The 23,715-nt window shown below is 32.3% G+C and carries 20 protein-coding genes; 15 read left to right on the top strand and 5 right to left on the bottom strand.

What is annotated here, in order from left to right:
* Nucleotides 1–5: 5 nt before the first annotated feature.
* From ACW9UN_RS08315 to ACW9UN_RS08260, 12 genes are all read left to right on the top strand, one after another.
* A complete protein-coding gene (locus tag ACW9UN_RS08315; RefSeq protein WP_459485687.1) occupies nt 6–656 on the top strand; it encodes a CatB-related O-acetyltransferase in 651 nt (216 codons plus the stop codon).
* Between the two features lie 247 nt (nt 657–903).
* A complete protein-coding gene (locus ACW9UN_RS08310; RefSeq protein ID WP_459485684.1) occupies nt 904–1,350 on the top strand; it encodes an acyltransferase in 447 nt (148 codons plus the stop codon).
* A 1-nt stretch (nt 1,351) separates the two neighbouring features.
* Nucleotides 1,352–2,497: a glycosyltransferase gene (locus tag ACW9UN_RS08305; RefSeq protein ID WP_459485682.1), complete on the top strand. Its 1,146-nt coding sequence runs from the start codon at nt 1,352–1,354 to the stop codon at nt 2,495–2,497.
* Nucleotides 2,498–2,507: 10 nt separating this feature from the next.
* The gene (locus ACW9UN_RS08300; RefSeq protein WP_459485680.1) at nt 2,508–3,545 is read left to right on the top strand and encodes a glycosyltransferase family 4 protein; all 1,038 of its coding nucleotides are present in this window, start codon (nt 2,508–2,510) and stop codon (nt 3,543–3,545) included.
* Complete coding sequence (locus ACW9UN_RS08295) at nt 3,542–4,615, top strand: glycosyltransferase (protein ID WP_459485677.1); 1,074 nt, start codon at nt 3,542–3,544, stop codon at nt 4,613–4,615. The genes ACW9UN_RS08300 and ACW9UN_RS08295 overlap by 4 nt, the downstream gene beginning before the upstream one ends.
* A 13-nt stretch (nt 4,616–4,628) precedes the next feature.
* Entirely contained in the window at nt 4,629–5,183 is a 555-nt protein-coding gene (locus tag ACW9UN_RS08290; RefSeq protein WP_459485676.1) for an LbetaH domain-containing protein, read from the top strand.
* Nucleotides 5,184–5,197: 14 nt separating this feature from the next.
* A complete protein-coding gene (locus ACW9UN_RS08285; protein WP_459485674.1) occupies nt 5,198–6,100 on the top strand; it encodes a glycosyltransferase family 2 protein in 903 nt (300 codons plus the stop codon).
* 175 nt (nt 6,101–6,275) lie between these two features.
* On the top strand, nt 6,276–7,223 hold the full coding sequence (locus tag ACW9UN_RS08280; RefSeq protein ID WP_459485673.1) for a UDP-glucuronic acid decarboxylase family protein: 948 nt from the start codon (nt 6,276–6,278) through the stop codon (nt 7,221–7,223).
* A gap of 5 nt (nt 7,224–7,228) precedes the next feature.
* Nucleotides 7,229–7,996, top strand: a complete 768-nt coding sequence (locus ACW9UN_RS08275; RefSeq protein ID WP_459485671.1) for a glycosyltransferase family 2 protein — start codon at nt 7,229–7,231, stop codon at nt 7,994–7,996.
* Between the two features lie 39 nt (nt 7,997–8,035).
* Complete coding sequence (locus ACW9UN_RS08270) at nt 8,036–9,430, top strand: undecaprenyl-phosphate glucose phosphotransferase (protein WP_459485669.1); 1,395 nt, start codon at nt 8,036–8,038, stop codon at nt 9,428–9,430.
* Between the two features lie 2,524 nt (nt 9,431–11,954).
* Nucleotides 11,955–12,692 carry a polysaccharide biosynthesis/export family protein gene (locus ACW9UN_RS08265; protein ID WP_459485668.1) on the top strand — a complete coding sequence of 246 codons (738 nt, stop codon included), beginning with the start codon at nt 11,955–11,957 and terminating at the stop codon, nt 12,690–12,692.
* A 2-nt stretch (nt 12,693–12,694) separates the two neighbouring features.
* Nucleotides 12,695–15,109, top strand: coding sequence for a GumC family protein (locus tag ACW9UN_RS08260; RefSeq protein ID WP_459485666.1), 2,415 nt, complete (start codon nt 12,695–12,697; stop codon nt 15,107–15,109).
* Between the two features lie 214 nt (nt 15,110–15,323).
* On the opposite strand, the gene ACW9UN_RS08255 is transcribed toward ACW9UN_RS08260, so the two are convergent.
* Together ACW9UN_RS08255 and ACW9UN_RS08250 are read right to left on the bottom strand one after the other, a co-directional pair.
* Nucleotides 15,324–16,421: a nucleotidyltransferase domain-containing protein gene (locus ACW9UN_RS08255; RefSeq protein ID WP_459485665.1), complete on the bottom strand. Its 1,098-nt coding sequence runs from the start codon at nt 16,419–16,421 to the stop codon at nt 15,324–15,326.
* 312 nt (nt 16,422–16,733) lie between these two features.
* The gene (locus tag ACW9UN_RS08250; RefSeq protein ID WP_459485662.1) at nt 16,734–17,945 is read right to left on the bottom strand and encodes a C40 family peptidase; all 1,212 of its coding nucleotides are present in this window, start codon (nt 17,943–17,945) and stop codon (nt 16,734–16,736) included.
* A 94-nt stretch (nt 17,946–18,039) separates the two neighbouring features.
* On the opposite strand from ACW9UN_RS08250, the gene kynU reads away from it, so the two are divergent.
* The 3 genes from kynU to ACW9UN_RS08235 all read left to right on the top strand — a co-directional run bounded on the left by kynU (nt 18,040) and on the right by ACW9UN_RS08235 (nt 21,832).
* Complete coding sequence (gene kynU / locus ACW9UN_RS08245) at nt 18,040–19,317, top strand: kynureninase (RefSeq protein ID WP_459485659.1); 1,278 nt, start codon at nt 18,040–18,042, stop codon at nt 19,315–19,317.
* 453 nt (nt 19,318–19,770) lie between these two features.
* Nucleotides 19,771–21,177, top strand: a complete 1,407-nt coding sequence (locus ACW9UN_RS08240) for an FAD-dependent oxidoreductase (protein WP_459485725.1) — start codon at nt 19,771–19,773, stop codon at nt 21,175–21,177.
* Nucleotides 21,178–21,313: 136 nt separating this feature from the next.
* Entirely contained in the window at nt 21,314–21,832 is a 519-nt protein-coding gene (locus ACW9UN_RS08235) for a DUF1697 domain-containing protein (protein WP_459485657.1), read from the top strand.
* A gap of 338 nt (nt 21,833–22,170) precedes the next feature.
* On the opposite strand, the gene ACW9UN_RS08230 is transcribed toward ACW9UN_RS08235, so the two are convergent.
* Genes ACW9UN_RS08230 through gcvH form a run of 3 tightly spaced genes read right to left on the bottom strand, consistent with a single transcriptional unit; the run spans nt 22,171 to nt 23,679 of the window.
* Nucleotides 22,171–22,890: an energy transducer TonB gene (locus ACW9UN_RS08230; protein WP_459485654.1), complete on the bottom strand. Its 720-nt coding sequence runs from the start codon at nt 22,888–22,890 to the stop codon at nt 22,171–22,173.
* Nucleotides 22,891–22,943: 53 nt separating this feature from the next.
* Complete coding sequence (locus ACW9UN_RS08225) at nt 22,944–23,333, bottom strand: VanZ family protein (protein WP_459485653.1); 390 nt, start codon at nt 23,331–23,333, stop codon at nt 22,944–22,946.
* Nucleotides 23,299–23,679, bottom strand: a complete 381-nt coding sequence (gcvH, locus tag ACW9UN_RS08220; RefSeq protein ID WP_459485650.1) for a glycine cleavage system protein GcvH — start codon at nt 23,677–23,679, stop codon at nt 23,299–23,301. The genes ACW9UN_RS08225 and gcvH overlap by 35 nt, the downstream gene beginning before the upstream one ends.
* Between the last annotated feature and the right edge of the window lie 36 nt (nt 23,680–23,715).

Below are 23,715 nucleotides of genomic sequence, written 5' to 3'. Positions count from 1 at the left end.
TAGAAATGAAATTTTTTTTAAAAAAAATAATAAAATTTATAGTTTTAAAATTCAAATTTAAAGAAGTGTTTGTTGATTTTAGCGCAAGTATTTCTATGGATACAAAATTATCAAAGAATGTAAAAATTTTAAAAAATGCAAATCTTGGTAATTGTCAAGTTGGTTCATATAGTTATATAGGTGCGAATTGCAATTTTTCAAATACTAAAATTCAATCTTTTTGTAGTATTGGACCAGATGTTATTTGTGGTTTAGGCGCTCATCCAACTAATTTTGTATCAACGTATCCTGGATTTTATTCTAGAAATGCTTCGGGTTCGTACTGGTTTGGTAACATACTTAAGTTTCAAGAAGAGTCTACAACCTACATAGGTAGTGATGTTTGGATAGGAGCAAGGGTAATCATTAAGGGAGGAGTAACTATTGGAACTGGTGCTATAATAGGGGCTGGTGCTGTTATAACAAAAGATGTACCTCCCTACTCAATTGTTGGAGGAGTCCCTGCTAAAGTAATAAAATATAGATTTAAACAAGAGACTATAAATTCTTTAATTGAATCGGAATGGTGGAACTGTGAGGAGAAAGCTCTGAGCAAACTATCTATGTATATGGATAAACCAATACTCTTCTTGGATAAATTAAAAGATTATAAATAATTATGATAAGGACTTTTGAATTTAAATCCCCTTAAATATTTATTATTATTTACATTGAAATCAAAAGAATATGCTACAAAAGTTTTTAAACATACATAAGAGAAAAATATTAGTGTTATTGTATTCAATATATTTTCCTAGAGACATTTTTTTTTGTTTTCTAAAAATTAATTCTTGGAACTCTACTTGGCGTTTTTTAAAATTACCTATAATTCAAAAAGATAAGAGCTCCAAAATAGTTATTGGGGTGAACTTTAAAGCTTGTAGTGATCCAAAAAAAAATTCTATAGGTGTCATACAAAAAGTTATCATTAAAGCCTTAGCTCCTAATTCATTAATCAAGATCGGAGAAAATGTAGGGGTTTCTGGTTGTACAATTTCAGGTAAAAATATTACTATTGGTAATAATGTTTTAGTGGGAAGTGGAGTTTTAATTACAGATAGTGATGCGCACCCAATACATCCAAAATTACGACACAATGGCAAATATATTGGCACTGCTCCAATAATTATTGAAGATGATGTATTTATAGGATCACGTGCAATTATATTAAAAGGCGTAACTGTTGGTAGAGGTTCAGTAGTAGCGGCAGGTGCTGTTGTAACAAAAAATGTACCAGAAATGACAATTGTAGGAGGTAATCCAGCGAGGGTAATTGCACCAATAAAAAATTTAAAAGAATATTTAAGATAATATGAAAGATAGAATACTATGGTGCGGAGCTGCACTCAATTTTAACGGCTTAAAACGCTATAAAGGAGAACCACCTTCTGCATCGCAGTGGATTAAAGGTTTTTTACAGGGTATCGAAGCTAATCAAGTCAAAGTTGAAGGGTTTGCTCCAATTTGGGATGCATATTTTCCAAAAGGGAAATTAATACCTGGTCAACAAAAATTCCTTGACCAGTCTCTAAATCAAAAAATTGTAAGATACTTTAACCTCCCTTTTTTAAGAAAATTTTCTGTTGCAAAAACCTTATCTCGTAAAATACATACATCAATAATGAAAAATGGAACTCCGCTAGCTATTTTAAACTACAATACTTATCCACATTATTGCAATGCAATAAAGAAAGTTATAGCAAAATATCCAGATATTATTTGGATTAATGTTGTATTAGATTTAGATGATCCTGAAAAAGATAACTGGGTTAAGTTCAAAAAAGATACAGAAGGTTCTGCTGGTGCAATTTTCTTATCTTGGTGGGGTTATAAAAATTCACCTTTACCTAATAATTTACATATGGATTGTGGTTGGAGTGGTAATTTACCCAACTACAAAATACCGGAGGATAAAATTTTTGTATATGCAGGAAAAATGGCTGAATATGGAGGTTTAAATGTTTTATTAGACGCTATTCAACAAATTGATAATCCCAATGTTATATTTAAATTTTACGGGAAAGGTACTAATGCTAAATTAATGGAATTGGCTGAGAAAGATAAGAGAATATATGTAGGAGGTTTTGTAACTGATGAAGAGTTACATGATGTGTGTGAGAATGCTTTTGCTTTTCTATCGCCTAGAGATAATAAACATCAGGGCACCAAAATGATTTTTCCTTCAAAAATTTTATTTTATTTAAAGTATCAGAAACCAGTTTTAAGTTCCTTGCTACCTGGAATGTCTCCTGATTATAAGGATGTTTTAGTTGAGCCAACCGACGATTCAGCTAATGCATGGGCTGCTAAAATAAAAGAGGCTTGTAAGTATAATGACAAACAGATTTCAACCATTCGTCAAAATACAAAGTTTCTTTTAGAAAATAAGACTTGGGAAAAGCAGGCTAATAATGTTTTAAATTTTATAGCATCTGTAAAAAAGGAACGCAATAACTAAAAAACTTACTATGAAAATAATTGTACTTTGGGCTAGTCTATCAGACTATATGGTTGCATCTTTTAGAGAGTTAGCTAATAAAAAGGAGGTTGAATTGGTATTAATTTATCAGCCTGCAAAATCGGAAGCGCCATTTAATCCTTTTGATCTTTCCTTTTGTGTAAACTCATATGAAGATAAAGATAAGAATTTTAATACTATTGCATCCATTGCTAAAGATTTTGACCCAGACATTATTTTTATGGCCTCATGGAATTTTAAACATTACATGAAGCTATCTAAACAATATAGAAAAAGCAATATTCCTGTTATCTCTTGTTTTGACAATCAATGGTCAAGCAGTTTACGGCAACATATTGCTAAAATTATTGCGCCCTATTTTCTAAAACCAGTAATAAATAATTTTATTATTCCTGGTGATCGACAAGCACAATTCGCTAAACGATTAGGTTATTTAGAACCTCATCAAGGGTTTTATTGTGCAAATACAACTAATTTTCAAGATCAAAAACCAAACTTACAAGCAAGAAGATTTGTTTTTGTAGGTCGTTTTATAGCACAAAAATCCATAAAAGAATTAGTTGAAGCTTACAAGATGTATAGACAATCAGTATCAAATCCATGGAGTTTAATGATGGTTGGTGCTGGACCTTTAAAATACTTGTGTAAAGATATTGATGGTATAGAAGTTGAAAACTTCTCACAACCCAGAGATTTACCTTCTAAATTGGCGGAAAGTTCTTGTTTTATATTGCCTAGTAAACACGAGAACTGGGGTTTGGTGATACATGAAGCAGCATTAGTTGGTCTTCCTCTAATATGCACCAGTGCTTGTGGTGCAACCACCTGGTTTCTAAGAGAAGGACAAAATGGATATCTTACAAGCACAAAACAAGATAGTATAAAAAATGCAATGATAAAAATACATGAACTACCTTTAGAAAAGCTAAATCAGATGTCGGTATTTAGTAATAAACTTGGTAGTCTTTGGACGATTGATAAATGGGCAAATAATGCTTATAATTCTTTTAAAAGTTATATTAAATGAATGTAATTCACATAGTTGGTTCATTAGATAAAGGCGCAGGAGGTCCTTCTAGAAGTGTACCGCAGACTTGCGAGCAGTTAGCTAAAATAGGCGTAAATATCACGCTTATTACAAGACCTAGTTCACATCCCGTAACTATTGCTACTTCACAAAATTTGGAAGTTAAATTTTTGACTTTTCAAAAATTAATGGCCTTTGGTCGTTCAATTTCAAATAAAGAATTTGACTTAATTCACTTACAGCATGTTTGGGATCCTTATTTGCATATAATGGCTTGGTGGGCTCGTAGAAAAAATATCCCTTACATCATTACCCCAAGAGGGATGCTAGAGCCTTGGATTTTACAACAAAGACCTTGGAAAAAGAAACTAGGCTTATTCTTATACCAACGTTTTGATTTAAAAAAAGCGGTACGGATACATGCCACTTGTGAACTTGAAAAGAACAATATTAGGACATTAGGATTTAATAATCCAATACAAATTATCCCTAATGGCGTAGATTTAAGTGAAGTAAAAAAAGTAAAAACGCATTACGGTACAAAAAAAATGGTATTTTTATCTAGAATTCATCCTAAAAAGGGAATAGAATTGTTGATAGATGCTTGGAGTACAATAAATACAACGGGATGGGTATTAGAAATAGCGGGTAATGGAGAGGATAGTTATATAAATCAATTAAAAAAAAGTGCACAGGATATAAAAAACATTAAATTTGTAGGCGCCCAATTTGGTGATCAGAAATGGGGTTTTTTGAGAAGTGCAGATATTATGGTACTACCTACTTATAGTGAAAATTTTGGAATTGTAGTGGCAGAAGCATTGGCTGTGGGTGTGCCAGTGATCACAACGAAAGGTACACCTTGGGAAAATTTAAAAATAAAAAACTGTGGTTGGTGGATTCAATTAAGCTTAGCGGAATTGGAAAGAACATTAGATATAGCTATAAATACAACTACAGATATTCTCACACAAAAAGGAGAAAATGGCATTAGGCTAATTAAAAATAAATATGATATTAAATCTGTAGCTAAAGAAATTAAAGAATTGTATACTACAATTCTAGAATAGCATGGCAAACACAATGGAAAGTAATCTAGATTTATCGAAATACAACCATAGCTTTAGTCTACAAAATAAAATATCAAGACTTGTGTGGAATGTAATACGATTCGTTTTATTTAGACCTTTTGGGTCAAGGTTTTTTAAAAAATGGCGTGTATTGGTTTTGAAATGTTTTGGGGCTAAAATTAAATGGTCATCGCATGTATATGCTTCCGTAAAAATATGGGCGCCATGGAATCTTGAAATGCAAGCCTACGCCACTTTGGGGCCTAATGTAGATTGTTATAATCAAGGAAAAATTACTATTGGAGCGCACACAACAATATCACAAAAAGCATATTTATGTGCATCAAGCCATGACATATCAGACAAACAAAATAATTTGATTTTAAAACCCATAGTTATTGAAGATCAAGTATGGGTGGCAGCAGAGGCATTTGTTGGTCCAGGTGTCAAAATTAAACAAGGATCTGTTATTGGCGCTCGTTCAGCGGTTTTTAAAGATGTAGAACCATGGGGTGTAGTCGGTGGTAATCCAGCTAAACTTATAAAGAAAAGAGTATTAAAATATTAATTTGAAGAACTAAAATGAATACATCTATTTCTACATTTATTTTAACCTATAATGAGGAAAAGCACATAGCACGTTCTGTAAAAAACGCCTTTAAATTTTCTAAAGAAGTTTTTTTGATTGATTCCTTTTCTACGGATAAAACTGTTGAAATAGCAGCGTCTTTAGGAGCAAAGGTTTTTCAAAATAAATGGGAGAACAATCATTCAAAGCAAGTCAACTGGGGGTTAAAAAATTTGCCGTTTCAAACGGAATGGATCTTTCGTTTGGATGCAGATGAGTACCTCACAGATGAATTGATTGCAGAAATACATCAAAAACTGCCAAATATAGACCAAGGTATATCTGGAATTGTTTTTGAACGTAAAATGTATTTTTTGAATGTGTTGATGGAAAAAGGCATGCTTCAAATGAATATTTTAAGACTGTTTAGAAATGGTCATGGCGTATGTGAAGATCGATGGATGGATGAACATATTGTGCTCAGTCAAGGAAAATCTATGGTATTTGAAAATTACTTTATAGATCATAATTTGAATCCTTTAGGATGGTGGATACAAAAACACAATAACTATTCGATAAAAGAAGCTATAGAACTCATTGATTTAGAATTAAATCTATTTCATAAAAAAGACGATGCTTTGAAGTTGTCTGAAGATGCGGAACAAAAAAGAGCCAAAAAAAAGAAATATGCCAAAATGCCTTTATTCTGGAGAAGTTTTACTTACTTTACAATACGGTATTTTTTTAAATTAGGGTTTACGCAGGGAAAAGAGGGGTTTATATGGCATTTTTTACAAGGCTGGTGGTATAGAGCATTGGTTGATGCAAAAGTGTATGAAATCCGAAAGAATTGTGGACAAGATAAACAGAAAATTAGAGCATTTTTAAAAGAAAATTACAACATAAGTCTAAATTAATAAAAATAGGAAGTTGTTGAATTCAAGTATTTTTAGTGCTATGAGAGGATTTGATACTATCAATATTGAAACTAAATGAAAGAGGTTTATGTTTCATAGAAGTTGACTTTATAAGTTTCAAAAAAAATAAAGAAATTAAAACGTATAGAAATAAAATTAAAATAATAAAATCAAGATGAAAAAAATACTTATTACAGGAGGAGCTGGTTTTGTAGGTTCTCATTTATGCGAACGATTATTAAACGAAGGCAATGAGGTCATTTGTTTAGACAACTATTTTACTGGAAACAAAAAAAACATTATCAAATTATTAGACAACCCTTATTTCGAAATGGTACGTCACGATATTACAGCTCCTTATTATGCTGAGGTGGATGAAATTTACAATTTGGCATGTCCTGCATCACCTGTACATTATCAATACAACCCAATCAAAACGATTAAAACCTCGGTAATGGGAGCTATTAATACTTTGGGCTTAGCAAAACGAGTTGGGGCGAAAGTATTACAGGCAAGTACCAGTGAAGTATATGGAGACCCAAGTGTACACCCACAACCAGAAAGTTATTGGGGAAATGTAAACCCTATAGGAATTCGTTCTTGTTACGACGAAGGAAAACGTTGTGCAGAAACTTTGTTTATGGATTACCACCATCAAAACAACGTAGCGATAAAAATTATTCGAATTTTTAATACCTATGGCCCGAATATGAATCCTGTAGATGGTCGTGTGGTGTCTAATTTTATCGTGCAAGCCTTGCAAGGAGAAGACATTACCATTTTTGGAGACGGTACACAAACACGCTCTTTTCAGTATGTGGATGATTTGGTGGAAGGAATGGTACGTATGATGAATTCAGATCCTACATTTTTAGGGCCTGTAAACTTAGGAAATCCAAATGAATTCACCATGTTAGAATTGGCACAAGAGGTGATTGCGTTGACGAATTCAAAATCGAAAATTATACATTTACCATTACCTCAAGACGATCCAAAACAAAGACAACCAGATATTCGTTTGGCAAAAGAAAAATTGGGCGGTTGGGAGCCTAAAACACAACTGAATGAAGGGTTAAAAAAGACCATTTCATTTTTTGATAACTTGTTAAAAGAAGAAAAATAGGACCTGTGAAAGTATCCATCATCACCATCGTATATAATAATGCAGCTTATATAGAAAGTTGCATCCAATCAGTATTACAGCAGACCTATGGTGATATAGAACATATTGTGATTGATGGCGGTTCAACGGATGGTACACAAAAGCTAATCGAACCCTTTATACCTCAATTGGGCTATTACAAATCTGAAAAAGACAAAGGTTTGTACAATGCGTTAAACAAAGGCATACATGTGGCTACTGGAGATATTATTGGAATATTGCATTCAGATGATTTATTTTATGCCCCCACTTCTGTAGAAAACGTAGTACAATCATTTATCAAATCTAAAGCAGATTTATTGTATGCCAATGGTATTTATGTAGAACGAGAAAACATAGATACTGTGAAAAGAATATACAAATCGAAACCCTTTAAAAAGCGTTATTTGAATTTTGGTTGGATTCCTTTACACACCACCATTTATGTAAAAAAAGAGGTGTTTGAAAATTATGGAATCTATGATGAGTCGTATGCGATAGCAAGTGACTACGAAATTTCACTTAGATGGTTTAAAAACAACCAAATAAAAAAATATTTTTTAAATGATTTTTTAGTAAGGATGCGTTTAGGAGGAAAGAGTACCACACTAAAATTGCAAAAGAAAAAATCAACAGAAGACTTAAGAATTATTAGAAAGTTTAAGTTATTGGATGTAGTGACTTTATTTTTTAAGATTTCTAGGAAATTAAAACAATATGTATTGCCTAAATTTTCGAATTACAACACAAAATAGTGTTGCATGCAATACAAGTTGTTTTAATAAAAAATTAATATGATGTTTAAAAGTAAATCAAAATTTATACCGCTACTTTTTTCACTGGTGGATATGGTGCTGCTAATGCTGTCTTTTTTTATGGCGAAGTACTTTGTTTTTGAAGGAAAAACACCAGATTTAATATACTACAATAGTTTAATTATTGCAGGTGTTGTATTTTGGGTGGGATTGAGCTTAAAGTTCAATTTGTATGAAATACCCAGAATTTTATACCTTCATAAAGTATTATCGAAAAACATATACACCATTTTAACCTTTACGTTTTTAAGTAGCGGCATCATTTTTTTTATTACAGATTATAAGTTTTCTAGATTGTTTTTTGGGTATGCGATACTTATATTTTCTGTCCTGCTTTTATTGTGGCGTTTTATTTCTTTTTCTTTAATAAAATCGTATCGAAGAAAAGGAGCCAATGCAAACCGAATTCTATTGGTAGGCTTAAATCAAAATATTTTAACCTTAATTGATAAAGTATATTTAAATGCCAATTATGGATTTCAAATTGCGGGTTTATTTACGGATGCAAAGGTAAGTGGTGAACTAAAAAAATGTTTTAAAGGAGGCTTGTCTGAAATTACTCCTTTTTTGGAAAATCATACTGTAGACGAAATTATCATTTCATTACCCTATCATCAAAGCAAACTCATTAATGATTTGTTTCGTTTTGCAGACAATAATATGATGCGGGTTCGAGTAATACCTGAGTTCTCAGAATACTTATCGCAACGATTTTCAATAGATTATATTCAAAATATACCTATAATGAAATTGAGAAGTGAACCTTTAACAAGTTTCACGAATCGCTTCTTAAAAAGAGCTTTTGATGTATTTTTTTCTGTTATGGTTGTAATACTTTTGTTTTCGTGGTTGTTTCCAATTATTGCGATAATCATAAAATTGACAAGTAAAGGACCCGTATTTTTTGTGCAAAAAAGAACAGGACAAGATGGGAAAGAGTTCAACTGTTTTAAATTTCGTAGTATGACTGTAAATGATTCCTCAGACAGTGTACAAGCCACTAAGAACGATAAAAGGGTAACCCAATTCGGTGCCTTTATGCGTAAAACCAGTATTGATGAATTGCCTCAAATTATCAATGTGTTGCTAAACAACATGTCTTTGGTAGGCCCTAGACCACACATGCTAAAACATACCGAAGAATATCGTGTTTTGGTAGACAAGTTTATGGTACGTCATTTTGCAAAACCCGGAGTTACAGGTTGGGCACAGATCAATGGGTATAGAGGTGAGACCAAAGAAATAAAAGATATGGAAAACAGAGCCGCTGCAGATATATGGTATATTGAAAATTGGAGTTTTTTCTTAGATGTTAAAATTGTAATGAACACTGCTTGGTCTATGTTTTTTAAAAAGGATGAAAATGCGTTTTAATGTCCGTACGTCATTGCGTACGAAGTGAAGCAATCTGTTGTTGGTATAAATTACAGATTATTTCAGTCGTTCTTTCTTCGTAATGGCGTATAGCTTGTCATCTCGACCTTGTGGAGAGATCTAATTTACGCAGTAAGAGATTTTTCGATTCCGCTTTCGCTTCACTCAAAATGACACTTGTTTTGTCATTTCGACCTTATGGAGAGATCTTTTTCCATTTCGCCTGTAATTAATAGGTTTTATGTATTAAGAGATTTCTCGATTCCGCTTTCGCTTCACTCAAAATAACAGGCGCTATGTCATTCCGACCTTGTGGAGGAATCTTTTTCCATTTCTCCTGTAATTAAGAGGTTTTATGTATTAAGAGATTTTTCGATTCCGCTATCGCTTCACTCAAAATGACACGTGTTTTGTCATCTCGACCTTGTGGAGGAATCTTTTTCCATTTCGTCTGTAATTAAGAAATTTTATGTATTAAGAGATTTTTCGATTCCGCTTTCGCTTCACTCAAAATGACACGTGCTTTGTCATCTCGACCTTGTGGAGAGATCTTTTTTCATTTCGCCTGTAATTAAGAAGTTTTATGTATTAAGAGATTTTTCGGTTCCGCTTTCGCTTCACTCAAAATGACAGAGTGCTTTTGTCATTCCGACCTTGTGGAGAGATCTTTTTCCATTTCTCCTGTAATTAAGAAATTTTATGTATTAAGAGATTTTTCGGTTCCGCTATCGCTTCACTCAAAATGACAGGCGCTATGTCATTCCGACCTTGTGGAGGAATCTTACTATCTACTTTTATTTAGATTTTTCGATTCCACTTACGTTCCACTCAAAATGACAGAGTGCTTTTGTCATTCCGACCTTGTGGATAGATCTTTTTCCATTTTGCCTGTGATTAAGAGGTTTTATGTATGAAGAGATTTTTCGGTTCCGCTATCGCTTCACTCAAAATGACACGTGTTTTGTCATTTCGACCTTATGGAGAGATCTTTTTCCATTTCGCCTGTAATTAAGAGGTTTTATGTATTAAGAGATTTTTCGATTCCGCTTTCGCTTCACTCAAAATGACAGGCGCTATGTCATTTCGACCTTGTCGAGAGATCTTTTTCCATTTTGCCTGTGATTAAGAGGTTTTATGTATTAAGAGATTTTTCGGTTCCGCTTTCGCTTCACCCAAAATGACACGTGTTTTGTCATTCCGACCTTGTGGAGGAATCTTTTTTTCATTTCGCCTGTAATTAAGAGGTTTTATGTATTAAGAGATTTTTCGATTCCGCTATCGCTTCACTCAAAATGACACTTGTTTTGTCCTCTCGACCTTGTGGAGGAATCTTTTTCCATTTCGCCTGTGATTAAGAAGTTTTATGTATTAAGAGATTTTTCGATTCCGCTTTCGCTTCACTCAAAATGACAGGCGCTATGTCATTCCGACCTTGTGGAGGAATCTTACTATCTACTTTTATTTAGATTTTTCGATTCCACTTACGTTCCACTCAAAATGACAGAGTGCTTTTGTCATTCCGACCTTGTGGAGAGATCTTTTTCCATTTCGCCTGTAATTAAGAGGTTTTATGTATTAAGAGATTTTTCGGTTCCGCTTTCGCTTCACTCAAAATGACACGTGCTTTGTCATTCCGACCTTGTGGAGAGATCTTTTTCCATTTCTCCTGTAATTAAGAAATTTTATGTATTAAGAGATTTTTCGATTCCGCTATCGCTTCACTCAAAATGACACGTGTTTTGTCATTCCGACCTTGTGGAGGAATCTTACTATCTACTTTTATTTAGATTTTTCGGTTCCGCTTTCGCTTCACTCAAAATGACAGAGTGCTTTTGTCATTCCGACCTTGTGGAGGAATCTTACTATCTACTTTTATTTAGATTTTTCGATTCCACTTACGTTCCACTCAAAATGACAAGTGTTTTGTCATCTCGACCTTGTGGAGGAATCTTTTTTCATTTCGCCTGTAATTAAGAAGTTTTATGTATTAAGAGATTTTTCGGTTCCGCTTTCGCTTCACTCAAAATGACACTTGTTTTGTCCTCTCGACCTTGTGGAGAGATCTTTTTCCATTTCTCCTGTAATTAAGAAATTTTATGTATTTAGAGATTTTTCGATTCCGCTATCGCTTCACTCAAAATGACACTTGCTTTGTCATCTCGACCTTGTGGAGAGATCTAATTTACGCAGTAAGAGATTTTTCGATTCCGCTATCGCTTCACTCAAAATGACACTTGTTTTGTCATCTCGACCTTGTGGAGAGATCTAATTTACATAGGAAGAGATTTCTCGATTCCGCTTAGGCTTCAATCAAAATGACAGAGAGCTTTGTTATTGCGAACGAAGTAAAGCAATCTGTTACATAAAATCTATATGTTACTTTAGTCGTTCCTCTTTCGGAACAACGTTATAAACAAAGTATAATAAAATCCTATCATTAGTTAGGTACTATTCCGAAGAATTTGCTATTTTAGCCCAAAATATATTTATGAAAAACTTTTTAGTTTATGCATTGTTTCTGGCTTTGTTACTACAACTAAGTGCCTGTGTCTCAAAAAAAGACATCATTTACTTTCAAAATGATGAAATTGATCAATCTAAAGTTTCGAATAGTTACAAAACGATTATAAAACCAGACGATTTGTTGCAGATTGTGATTACCGCTCAAGATACGGAAGCAGTGGTACCTTTTAACTTGGGAATGGTCAATTTTTCTGCTACAGGTGGAGGAGCTATGGGAATGCAACAGCAATTGAATTATTTGGTGAATACTGATGGTGAAATAGACTTCCCTGTATTGGGTAAATTAAAAGTAGGTGGATTAACACGACAGGATGTAATCGAATTTTTAAAAAGTAAATTAGACCCAGATTATATAATAAATCCTAATATTAACATTCGTATTATAAATTATAAAGTGAGTGTATTGGGAGATGTAAGAAGCCCTGGGAGTTACACAATACCTAACGAACGGATTACCATTCTGGAAGCGATTGCATTAGCAGGTGATTTAAATATTTCAGGGCAACGGTTTGATGTATTGGTGCAAAGAGAAGAAAATGGACAAAAAAATGAATACAAGGTGGACCTATTATCCAAAGAAATTTTTACTTCTCCTGTGTATTATCTGCAACAAAATGATGTGGTTTATGTACAACCTAATTATGCAAGAATTCAGTCAGCCTCATCAAACTCTAACACAAGTTTGTTTATATCAATAACCAGCTTATTAGTTACAGTTGTAGCACTTTTAATTCGATAAACATGCAAGAATATAAAGAAAATTTTCAATACAATTCTCAGGAAGGTACTGAAAATATAAACATAAAAGAGGAAGTAGGAAAATTTCTGCAGTATTGGAAGTGGTTTGTTTTATCATGTTTCTTTGCTATGATCGGTGCGTATTTGTACTTAAGATATACGACACCAGTGTATCAAGCATCTTCTTCTATACTAATAAAAGATAACTCAAAATCTGGTATTTCTGATGAGTTAAAAGCAGTTTCTGATTTGGGAATTGTGGGAACTGGTTCAGCTAATAATACTGATAATGAAATCCATATTTTAAAGTCAAGGAAAATCATTGGTTACGTAGTAGATTCTTTAAGCTTAGATGTTAGTTATTATTATCAAGGAAGAATTCGAGCTACAGAAATATATCCAAATAATCAATTTAAATTGAAGTTTTTCGAAGAAAACCTTGCTCAAAATGATAGAGATACTTCTTTTATAATTCGGATTGTCGATCAAAACACCATAGAATTATACAATACAATTGATGAAAAAGTACAAACTGCTGTTTTTGGACAGGCTATGCAAAGTGATATTTTAGGAGATTTTACTATTGTAAAGTTGATTGATGATGTAAGTAAACAGGTTGGTGTTAGTTTTCAGATAAATATAAGATCTAAAAATAAAGTAGTAAACAGTTACAAAAATAGAATATCTATTCAACCCGCAGATAAGAATTCGAGCGTATTAAACCTTAGTTTAACAGATCCTGTAAAGATTAAAGCTGAAACGGTTTTAGATGAATTGGTGAACCAGTATAATAAAGATGCTATTAAAGATAAAAATATAGTTTCCATAAAAACCAAAAACTTTATTGAAGAACGCTTAAATAGTGTAAGTCTTGAATTGTCTAAAATACAAGATGAGTTCAAAGAGTATAAGACTAAATTTGGTATATCTGGCTACGTCGTCGAAGGTGAACTTGCTCTAGAGACTGTTTCTGAAAATAATAAAAAAATCGTTGAGGTTCAAACCCAATTGAATTTGGTCAAATGGATGAAGAAAGAGATTGAGGATCAGTCAACTACTGATGATATTTTACCTGCGAATCTAGGCTTCCAAGATGAGATTACGTCTAATGCTATTAATACTTATAATCAGTTGGTTTTACAAAGAAATCGTTTAACTCCAGTAGCCGGTGTTAAAAACCCAACCTTAATTGCCTTGAATGAGCGTATAGAATCATTAAAATCTAATTTGAAATCTAATTTTAACAATCTTAAGAATTCTTTAGAAATTCAATTGCAAAAATTAAATCAAGAGGCCAATAGAAGTATTAGTAAAGTATCTTCAATTCCTTTAATAGAACGAGGCATCTTTGATATTGAAAAACAAAAAGAAATTTATTCAGAGTTGTACTCTTACTTGTTAAAGAAAAAAGAAGAAACAGCTATATCATTGGCGATTACTGTGCCAAATGCAAAAATTATTGATAGTGCTTATAGCAGTGGTAACCCTGTGTCACCTAATAAAAAAACGGTATATATTATAGCATTTTTTTTAGGCCTAGTTTTTCCTTTTGCCATAATTTATATAAAGTACTTATTGGATACCAAAATCCATTCAAGAAGAGATGTTGAAGAATTGACTAATATTCCTTTTTTAGGAGACGTGCCCCATTCTGAAACTGATAAAAAAGTTGTAATTGGTTCAGATGCTAGGACCACGGTAGCCGAAGCTTTCCGGTTGATTCGTACCAATTTAGATTTTATGCTTTCCGATCATAAGGAGATGCAGTCTAAAACGGTGTTTGTAACTTCAACAACCAGTGGCGAAGGGAAATCTTTTATATCCATCAATTTAGCAGCTGCTCTATCTTTGTCTAATAAAAAGGTTTTGTTATTAGGGATGGACTTAAGAGCACCTAAAGTGACCGAATATTTGGGCATACCAGAACGTAAAGGGGTTACCAATTTTATTACAAATTCTTCTGTAACCTTAAAAGAAATTATATTTTCAATTCCAGAAATTAAAGGACTAGATATTATTTCGTCTGGTGTGATTCCACCCAATCCAGCAGAGTTATTGTTAGGAAATAAAACCAAACAATTGTTCAAAGAGGTGAAAAATGAGTATGACTTTATTATTGTAGATACAGCACCCGTAAATTTGGTTACAGATACGCTGTTAATTTCTAAGTATGCAGATATTACCTTATACGTATCTAGAGCGAATTACTTGGACAAACGCATGCTTAAAGTAGCTCAAAATTTATATGATGAGAAGAAATTAAACAATATGGCTATCGTATTAAATGATACTGATATGACTAGAGGGTATGGTTATGGTTATGGTTATGGTTATGGTTATGGTTATGGTTATGGTTATGGGGTAGGATATTTAGACCAATCTAAAAAACCATGGTACAAAAGAATATTTAGAAGTTAATTTTAAATTTTTTATAATCTGATAAGAAACAAACGAATTAAGTCAATTTGTGATGTCTTTTACTGTTTTGTTTCCTCACATTATAAAAACTTTGTAGTAAGATTTTTAATTTTTTTCCATCATCAGTTGCTTGTTTGATTTTAACTAGGCAAAAGTTTCACACAAATAACCAATGATTTTTGAGTTTAATTTTGATCAATTAACCTTTTTAAAGTTAATTCTTCGTTGAGGATGTAAAACCTGCAAAACTTTTGTAAAAATCGATTTGAAAAATTCTTTTTAACACAAATGAACGGTATTCTTTGTCATAAAGAGCCATTTTTAAAATGATGAACTTGCTCTTTAATTGTATCCATTTATCTATGATTGTTGATTGTAGTTTGACTATTTTCGAGTTGTTTAATCTCAACACATAAGATTTCTGATATTTTTTTGTAGTCTTTGATTCCTTTATTTTTATAGCGTTTGGATAGTTTAAAACCAGTTGGATACAGCTTAAAAAGTTGTTGAATTTTTTAAAAACAGCTTTGTTTTCTAATTGAATGCTATAGGCTCCCCTTGTAGTGACTAAAAAAACATCGTACATCGTTCTTAAAGTGATATGCTGTGAATAGTACAATTGGTCGTTGATGATTTTAGGCAATATTGCATTCAATATTTTGTGACCTGAAGATAAAAAGTGAATACCAAATTTTTCAATAACGTCTTGTTGTATCTGTTTTTGACCAAAAATAGTATCAAATGGTTTCTTTAGTATTTTATTATGGACTTCTACGGCACTTATATGATTGGGATGAACCAACCTAGGATAATGCCAATGAAATTTACGAATATGATGCCCTTCTTTAAATTCCTTGTACTTCATTTTTTTTAAAATAGCAATCGCCTTTGGATACTCTTCCTTAGACACAATAAAATCAATATCCCCAACCATGCGTTCGGCGATATCTTCATACAAGCCTTCCAATAAATTGCCAGTTCCTTTTAGAAAGATAGGTGTGATGTCGTTTGCTAAGAGTACTCTGTTAATTTCTTTAGCTTGCGCTATTATTTGTTCATTGCGTTCTCTATTTAAATCGGTAATATGCTTCATATACCCAACCAAATCTTCAGGGAGGTAATGTAAAAAATTCGCACGCTTTAAATTACAATATAGCGCCGGAAACACAAAATGCGCTGTGCTTATTTTAACGACAGCATCCCAATCAATAGCATTTGTTTTCAATTGCTCTTCGATGACAATTTTATTTTTTTGCTCGTGGTTGATGGTTAAACTTTGGCCAATAAAAAATAGCGTTTCTTTGTACGTCATTTTTGGTGTTTTGATTGGTTTTTTTCAAATCGTCAATGCTGTATGCAAGTGTAGCAATACGAAATGTCACTATAAAAATGTGCTGTCAAACTCGTTAATTAATTCCATGCATAGCAAACATATTAAAAGTAACTTGAATATACAACTGGCTTAGTAGGGCAGGGTTGATGTCAACGTTGTCATAATTCAGTTCTTCACGTGTGTTTTGAATATATAAAAACCAAATACTTTGTTTACTGTTTGTGGGTAATTATAAGAACAAATCCAAAAATAGCACAATCGTAAAACTTTTCAAGTATTAATTCGGAAATGTTAATAAAGAATACTTGTATCGCTGAACTTCACTATCATTTGATCCTCTACCCCTAAATAGCGTCTACTACCCAAATAACGATTTTTGTTAAACGCATCATAATGAGGTTGTTTCTCATCCATAGAACTCAAATGCACATTGCCAGAAGCATGAATAAATTCCATTTTAGCATTACCCAACCAAATGCCAACATGCGTAACTTTTTGCTTTTTATCAGCAGTTGCTTTCTTGCCAAAAAATAATAAATCGCCTTTTTCTAGGCCTTCAAATTTCAGTGCAGCATCCACAATTTGTCCTGCTTGTACTTGTTGAGAAGCATCTCTAGGAATGATAAAACCATTCATTAAATACACCATTTTTGTAAACCCACTACAATCCATTCCTTTGCTAGAGGTGCCTCCCCATAAATATGGAAAACCTAGCATTTCTTTTGCATATTGTGCTATGTTTTTTTGCCTTTGTGCGATTTCTGTGTCTTTATAAAAAGAATTGCTTTGTAACCAAGCCCCATAAATCATCGCTTCTTCTTTTTTTATATATCCTTTTCTGTCGTCCGGATATTTCACAAAATAATATTCTTTTTCGTTTCGCAAAAGCCTTAGAACGCCACCTAAAGTGATGTCAGAAACAATCGTTTCAAATTTAGGATTTGTATACACATAGCCAAAATTTTGAGTGAAAATTACCTTCTCAGAAGTATTCCAAGTAGTAAATTCATCTTTTGTCATTCTTGTAATGCCGCCTTTATCTACCCAAGAAATATAGTGGTCAGGTGTTTGAACTCTATAAAAATCTCCTTTTTTATCGTATACTTTTAAAGGCATGCCTAACAAAGCTTGTGTGCCTAACTCCGCAGAATGTTTGGGTTTAGATCGGATGTTAATTACAGAATTTCTGGCAACTGCAAACATTTTATTACCCACAGCTGTATCTGGCAATACCCTAATTGTATTGCTAAAATCTACATCTAAACGCTTTAAACTATCTAGCAATCTGTGGTAAGCTTGTTGAGCGTTTGTTTTACCTGTTAGCACAATTTTATCACCAACAGTTGCAATATCAATGTTGTAAATCGCTACTCTTTTATCAGGAGCATATTGTTTTTGTATGTCTTCACTAACGCTTTGTAAACCTGCAACCAATACTGTATTATTGTTGCACGAAACAAGAAATACAATAGATATAAAAAGTAATAATTTGTAAGAATTCATAAGTCAGTTTTCTAGAATTTGTAGAATAAAGATACTAATTAATTCATTCTAAAATCAGAATGTTTTATATTTGGTAACAATCCTATTTTTATTGATGAAATACCAAAACACATTGGCATTTGCCCAACAATTAGATAAAGAAGATCCGCTTGCTTATTTGCGAAATCAATTTTACATTCCGAAAGATAAAAACGGAAACGATTGGTTGTATTTTACAGGAAACTCTTTGGGTTTACAACCAAAATCAACAAAACAATACCTGCATCAAGAATTAGAAGATTGGGCAAATTTAGGGGTAGAAGGGCATTTTAAGGCTCAAAATCCGTGGATACATTATCACGAATTTCTAACTGATAAAATGGCAAAAATAGTAGGGGCAAAACCTATTGAAGTGGTGGTAATGAATACTTTAACGACCAACTTACATGTATTAATGGTATCGTTTTACAGACCTACAAAAACAAAATATAAGATTGTGATTGAGTCGGACGCGTTTCCTTCAGACAGATATGCAGTACAATCGCAATTAAAATTTCATGGCTTTTCTGAAGATGATGTTATAGAGTGGACACCAAGAAAAGGAGAGGAATTATTGAATATCGAGGACTTAGAAGCCATTGTTGCCAATCAAGGTGATGAAATTGCAATGCTATTAATTGGTGGTGTAAATTATTATACAGGTCAGTTTTTAGATTTAAAACGAATCGCAGAAATAGGGCATTCTAAAGGTTGTATCGTTGGTATTGATTTGGCTCATGGAGCAGGAAATGTGCAACCCAACTTACATGATGCTGGAGTAGATTTTGCAGCATGGTGTACCTACAAATATTTAAACTCAGGGCCAGGAAGTTTATCAGGAGTATTTGTACACGAAAAACATGCTAAAAACAAAGATTTACCGCGTTTTGCAGGTTGGTGGAACCACAATAAAACTACTCGTTTTAACATGCGAATGCCTTTTGATGTAATGCAAGGTGCAGAAGGTTGGCAATTGAGCAATCCACCCATATTATCTATGGCAGCTATAAAAGCATCTTTAGATGTATTTGATAAAATAGGTATGGACGCTCTTCGTCTAAAATCAGCAAAATTAACAGGTTTTTTCGAGTTTTTAATCCATGAAATGGGTTCAGAAGATATTAAAATCATCACCCCAAAAAATCCAAAAGAACGAGGTTGTCAATTGTCTATTCAAGTGCAACAAGCTGATAAAAGTTTACATCAAAAATTAATGGAAAAAAATATTATCACAGATTGGCGAGAACCAGATGTTATTCGTTGTGCTCCTGTGCCCATGTATAATTCGTTTGAGGATGTGTATCAAATGGTTTCAATCCTATCTTCAATCCTTTCCAAAGGAACGAAAGTTTAATGGATTTATAATTGATGAATACCAATGATATAAAATTACTTTTCGAAAAAGAAGGTGAAGTAATGTTTTTAAAGAAAAAATCTGATTTAGGATTTTTAGATATTTTTTACACAAATAATGTAATACTTGATTGTTTACTTTTTTTTAGAAAAACTAAATATCATTGTCTTATAATTTCTAAAAAACGAATTATTCTTATCAGGAAAAATATATTGATAAAAGAGTTTTTTTATAATAGTAATGAAGGAATTAAATTTAACTCTTTAATTCCTGAAATTGTTTTTTTTGATGAAAAAGGAAAAACAAACATCATTAACATTTCATTTATGAGATTAACTTTTAAAGAAATAAGGTTGATTAAAAATAGAATAAATTATTTTGGAAAATAAAAAAGAAACAAAAAGCAACAATGAAAAAGTCCTCCCTTTTGGGGAGGATTTAGGAGGGGCTTCAATTCTAATAATCGGAGCAGGACTATGTGGCGCTTTGTTAGCCTTAAGACTAGCACAAAGAGGCTACAAAGTAGTAGTTTACGAGAGTAGACCCGATTTACGAAAAGTAGACATTTCTGCTGGAAGATCTATCAATTTAGCATTATCAGACAGAGGGTTAAAAGCTCTACGCTTATGTGGAATGGAAGAAAAAGCCAAAGAAATTTGTATACCAATGTATGGCAGGTTAATGCATGATAATCAAGGGAATACCTTTACATCTAATTATTCAGGTAGAGCAGGAGAGTATATCAACTCCATTTCAAGAGGCGATTTAAATGCCATTTTATTAAATGAAGCCGAAAAACACAAAAATGTAACGATTCACTTCAACGCAGGATGTACAAAAGTAGACATCGAAAATAAAATAGCGCATTTTAAAAATTATGAATCTGAGGAGAAATTTCAAGTAAAGGCCGATGTTATCTTCGGAGCAGATGGTGCTGGTTCATCACTCAGAAAAAGTTATGTTTCAGAGCGTAAATTCTTATTTAGTTATTCGCAAAACTATTTAAATCACGGGTATAAAGAGTTAGAAATTCCGGCTGATGAAAACGGAAACCATCAAATTAGTAAAGGACATTTACACATTTGGCCAAGAGGCGATTTTATGTTAATCGCCTTACCAAATAGGGATGGTAGTTTTACAGTAACCTTGTTTTTAAGTTATGATGAAGGCGAATACAACTTTAACAATTTAACATCCGAAGAAAAAATTGTAGCATTTTTTGAAAAAGAATTCCCAGACGCCTTGGCTTTAATACCGAATATCAAAGAAGAGTTTGTAAACAACCCAACAGGTCCTTTAGGCACTATCAAATGCTCTCCTTGGTCGTATCAAAATAAAACGCTTTTAATGGGAGATTCAGCGCATGCTATTGTACCTTTTTACGGACAAGGTATGAATGCTTCTTTTGAAGATGTCGTGGTTTTTGATGAAATACTTTGTCATTTCGAGCGCAGTCGAGAAATCTTTGGTTGGGAAGCTGTGTTTAAAGCCTATCAAAAAGTACGTAAAAAAGACACAGATGCTATTGCAGATTTAGCCATTGATAATTTTTACGAAATGCGAGATCACGTTGCAAACCCTTTATTCAAAGAAAAGCGTAAAATAGAAATGGACTTAGAAAAGACATTTCCAAGTCAATATGCTTCAAAATATTCTTTGGTTACTTTTAATGAAAATATTGGTTACAATGAAGCTATGAAAAGGGGAAGAGCGCAAGACAAAGCGTTGTTGAATTTAATTGCAGATGATAAAGTACATACGCATTTAGAGATGACAAAAGAGGAACTAAATAGCATTTTAGATAAAGTTATAGCAGAAACAAATAATATTTTAAAAGAAGATAAAATTACAGGATTGTAAAATTATTAGAAGCTATTCCTGCTTTCCACTATATTTTTTTTATGAAAAATAAAAAAGGATGTCGTTTCAATCAGGGCTAAGCATTTTTATAAAGACAACTGATTAAATTGAAACTATAAGAAAGTTAATAAACTGAATGAAAAAATATATTGTTTTATTAAGAGGCATCAATGTATCAGGTAAAAACAAAATACCTATGGTAGATTTACGTCAGTTATTAACAGTATTGAAATTTCAAAAAGTACAAACTTACATTCAAAGTGGTAATATTATCTTAGAATCTAATTTAAGTACCAATGTTATTTGCGATACTATAAAAATAGCAATTAAAGAAAAATTCGGCCATGAGGTTCCTGTAATAGCAAGAACAATTTCGGAATGGAAAAAAGCCATTGAGAATTATCCTTTTTCTACCGAGAATAAAAAAATAGTTGCTTTTACTTTTTTAGATAGATCACCAAAAATCACTGAAATTGAAATCAAGAATATTGCAGAAGATGATTTTAAAATTGATGGAAATGTCATTTATATGTATTGCCCAAACGGATTTGGAAGCTCAAAAATCACTAATCATTTATTTGAAAGAAAATTAAAAGTAACAGCTACCACAAGAAATTACAATACCGTTTTAAAATTGCTAGAAATGGCTGAATAACTTTTATTTGGCTTAGAACCTGTTAGATTTTATGGGTGATTGAACTCGATTTCAATATCACTTTTTGGTTTGGAAGTATTTTACTTTTAAAAACCAATGGGCTGTTATAATTCGTATTACTTGAAAACAACGTCTATTTGGTTTAAAATATTCTGGCAAGCAAACAGGATAAATTATCGTAGTTTTGGTGTATCTTTCTTATAATGAATATCTTTTAGAACCTTATTTTTTAATCGTCTGAATTCTGGTATAAAAAAGTAAACTTTAAGTACAAGTACAAAAAAAACGCTTAGACCAATCTAAACGTTTTTTTATTTATAAGAATTCAATTTTAATTGTTATTCAACAATTAAAGTAAATGGAATACTGTATTTAACACCTACAGGCTTACCTCTCTGTCTACCTGGTTTCATTTTAGGCAGTTGATTCATTACACTAACTACCTCACTTTTAATTTTTGGGTGTGGTGCTCTTGCTTGAATGTTGGTAATATTTCCACTTCTATCAATCTTAAAAGCAATAAATACTCTTTTTTTACCTGGAGATAACCCTAATTCATTTGGTAAATCTGCATCAAATTTTCTAGAAAAATGTTTTTGTACTTTTTGGCTAAAACATTTTTTTAGTTCTGCCTTATTTCCTTTACATCCAGGAAAAACCGGTACATCTTCAATAATCATAAAACTTACGTCTTCAATTACTTCTTCTACTTCTTCTACCTCTTCAATTTCTTCCACTTCAATTGCTTCGGTTTCGTCTGTTTCAGTAGATTCGATTACAGTTTCTTCAATTTCCTTTTCGTCTTCTACAATCTCTATTTTTTCTGGAGTTGGTGGTGGTGGTGTTTTAGGTTTTACAGGTTCAACTCTTTCTGTAATAGGAATTTCTTCTTCCATTTCAGCATTCATATTTACAACTGCTAATTCACCATAAGTTTTGTCATAGGTTTTTTGTTCTATGGCAATGTAAGTAACAAATAAGGCTAACACTAACCCTATTTGCATAAAAATTTTACTAAAATTTTCTAAGTTCGATTTAGGATTTTTCTTAATTTCCATTATAGAGAGTTTTATAGTTTGCTAATTTAATTAAATTATTGTGTTAAATACAACTATGAAGATGAATTAATGCGATTTTTTTTTAAAAAAATATTAAAAACCACTAAAGCTAAGAGAACACCTACGCTGTTGGCCACTACATCTAAAAGATCTCCAGATCTGTATACAGTTAAATTCATCTGTAAAGCTTCAATAATTATGCCAAAAATGATACACGAAATAACGATAGTATATTTTTTTTGAGGCTTTTTATAAAAACTAAATAACCATGCTGTAGCTAATGTAAAATAGGCAATTGAGTGGTAAGCTTTATCTACGTTTTTAATTTCCATACTTGGTACATTAGAAACTTTTATTAAACTTAAGCATAAAATACCTATGGTAATTATTATTGCAATAAGAATTACGTTATTGAGTAATAAGATCTTTATACGCTTCAGCATCGAGTAAGTTTTCTATTTGTGAGCTGTCAGAAATTTGAATTTTAATCATCCAGCCTTTGTTGTAAGGGTCAGAATTTACCAATTCTGGTTCATCTTCTAGGCCTTCATTAAATTCAATTACCTCACCTGTTAAGGGCATAAATAAATCAGATACCGTTTTTACGGCTTCTACAGATCCAAAAACCTCACCTTCTTCAACAGTATCGTCTAAAGTATCAACATCAACATAAACAATGTCTCCTAATTCGCCTTGCGCAAAGTCTGTAATACCTACTATTGCAATGCTATCTTCAATTTTAATCCACTCGTGATCTTTGGTATATTTTAATTCTGATGGAATGTTCATTTTTTACTGTTTTTTATAAATTTGAATGTACTTATT

The organism is Polaribacter litoreus (assembly GCF_054584775.1).
The sequence above is the reverse complement of the archived record's forward strand: the minus strand, read 5'-3'. Positions and strand labels throughout refer to the sequence as shown.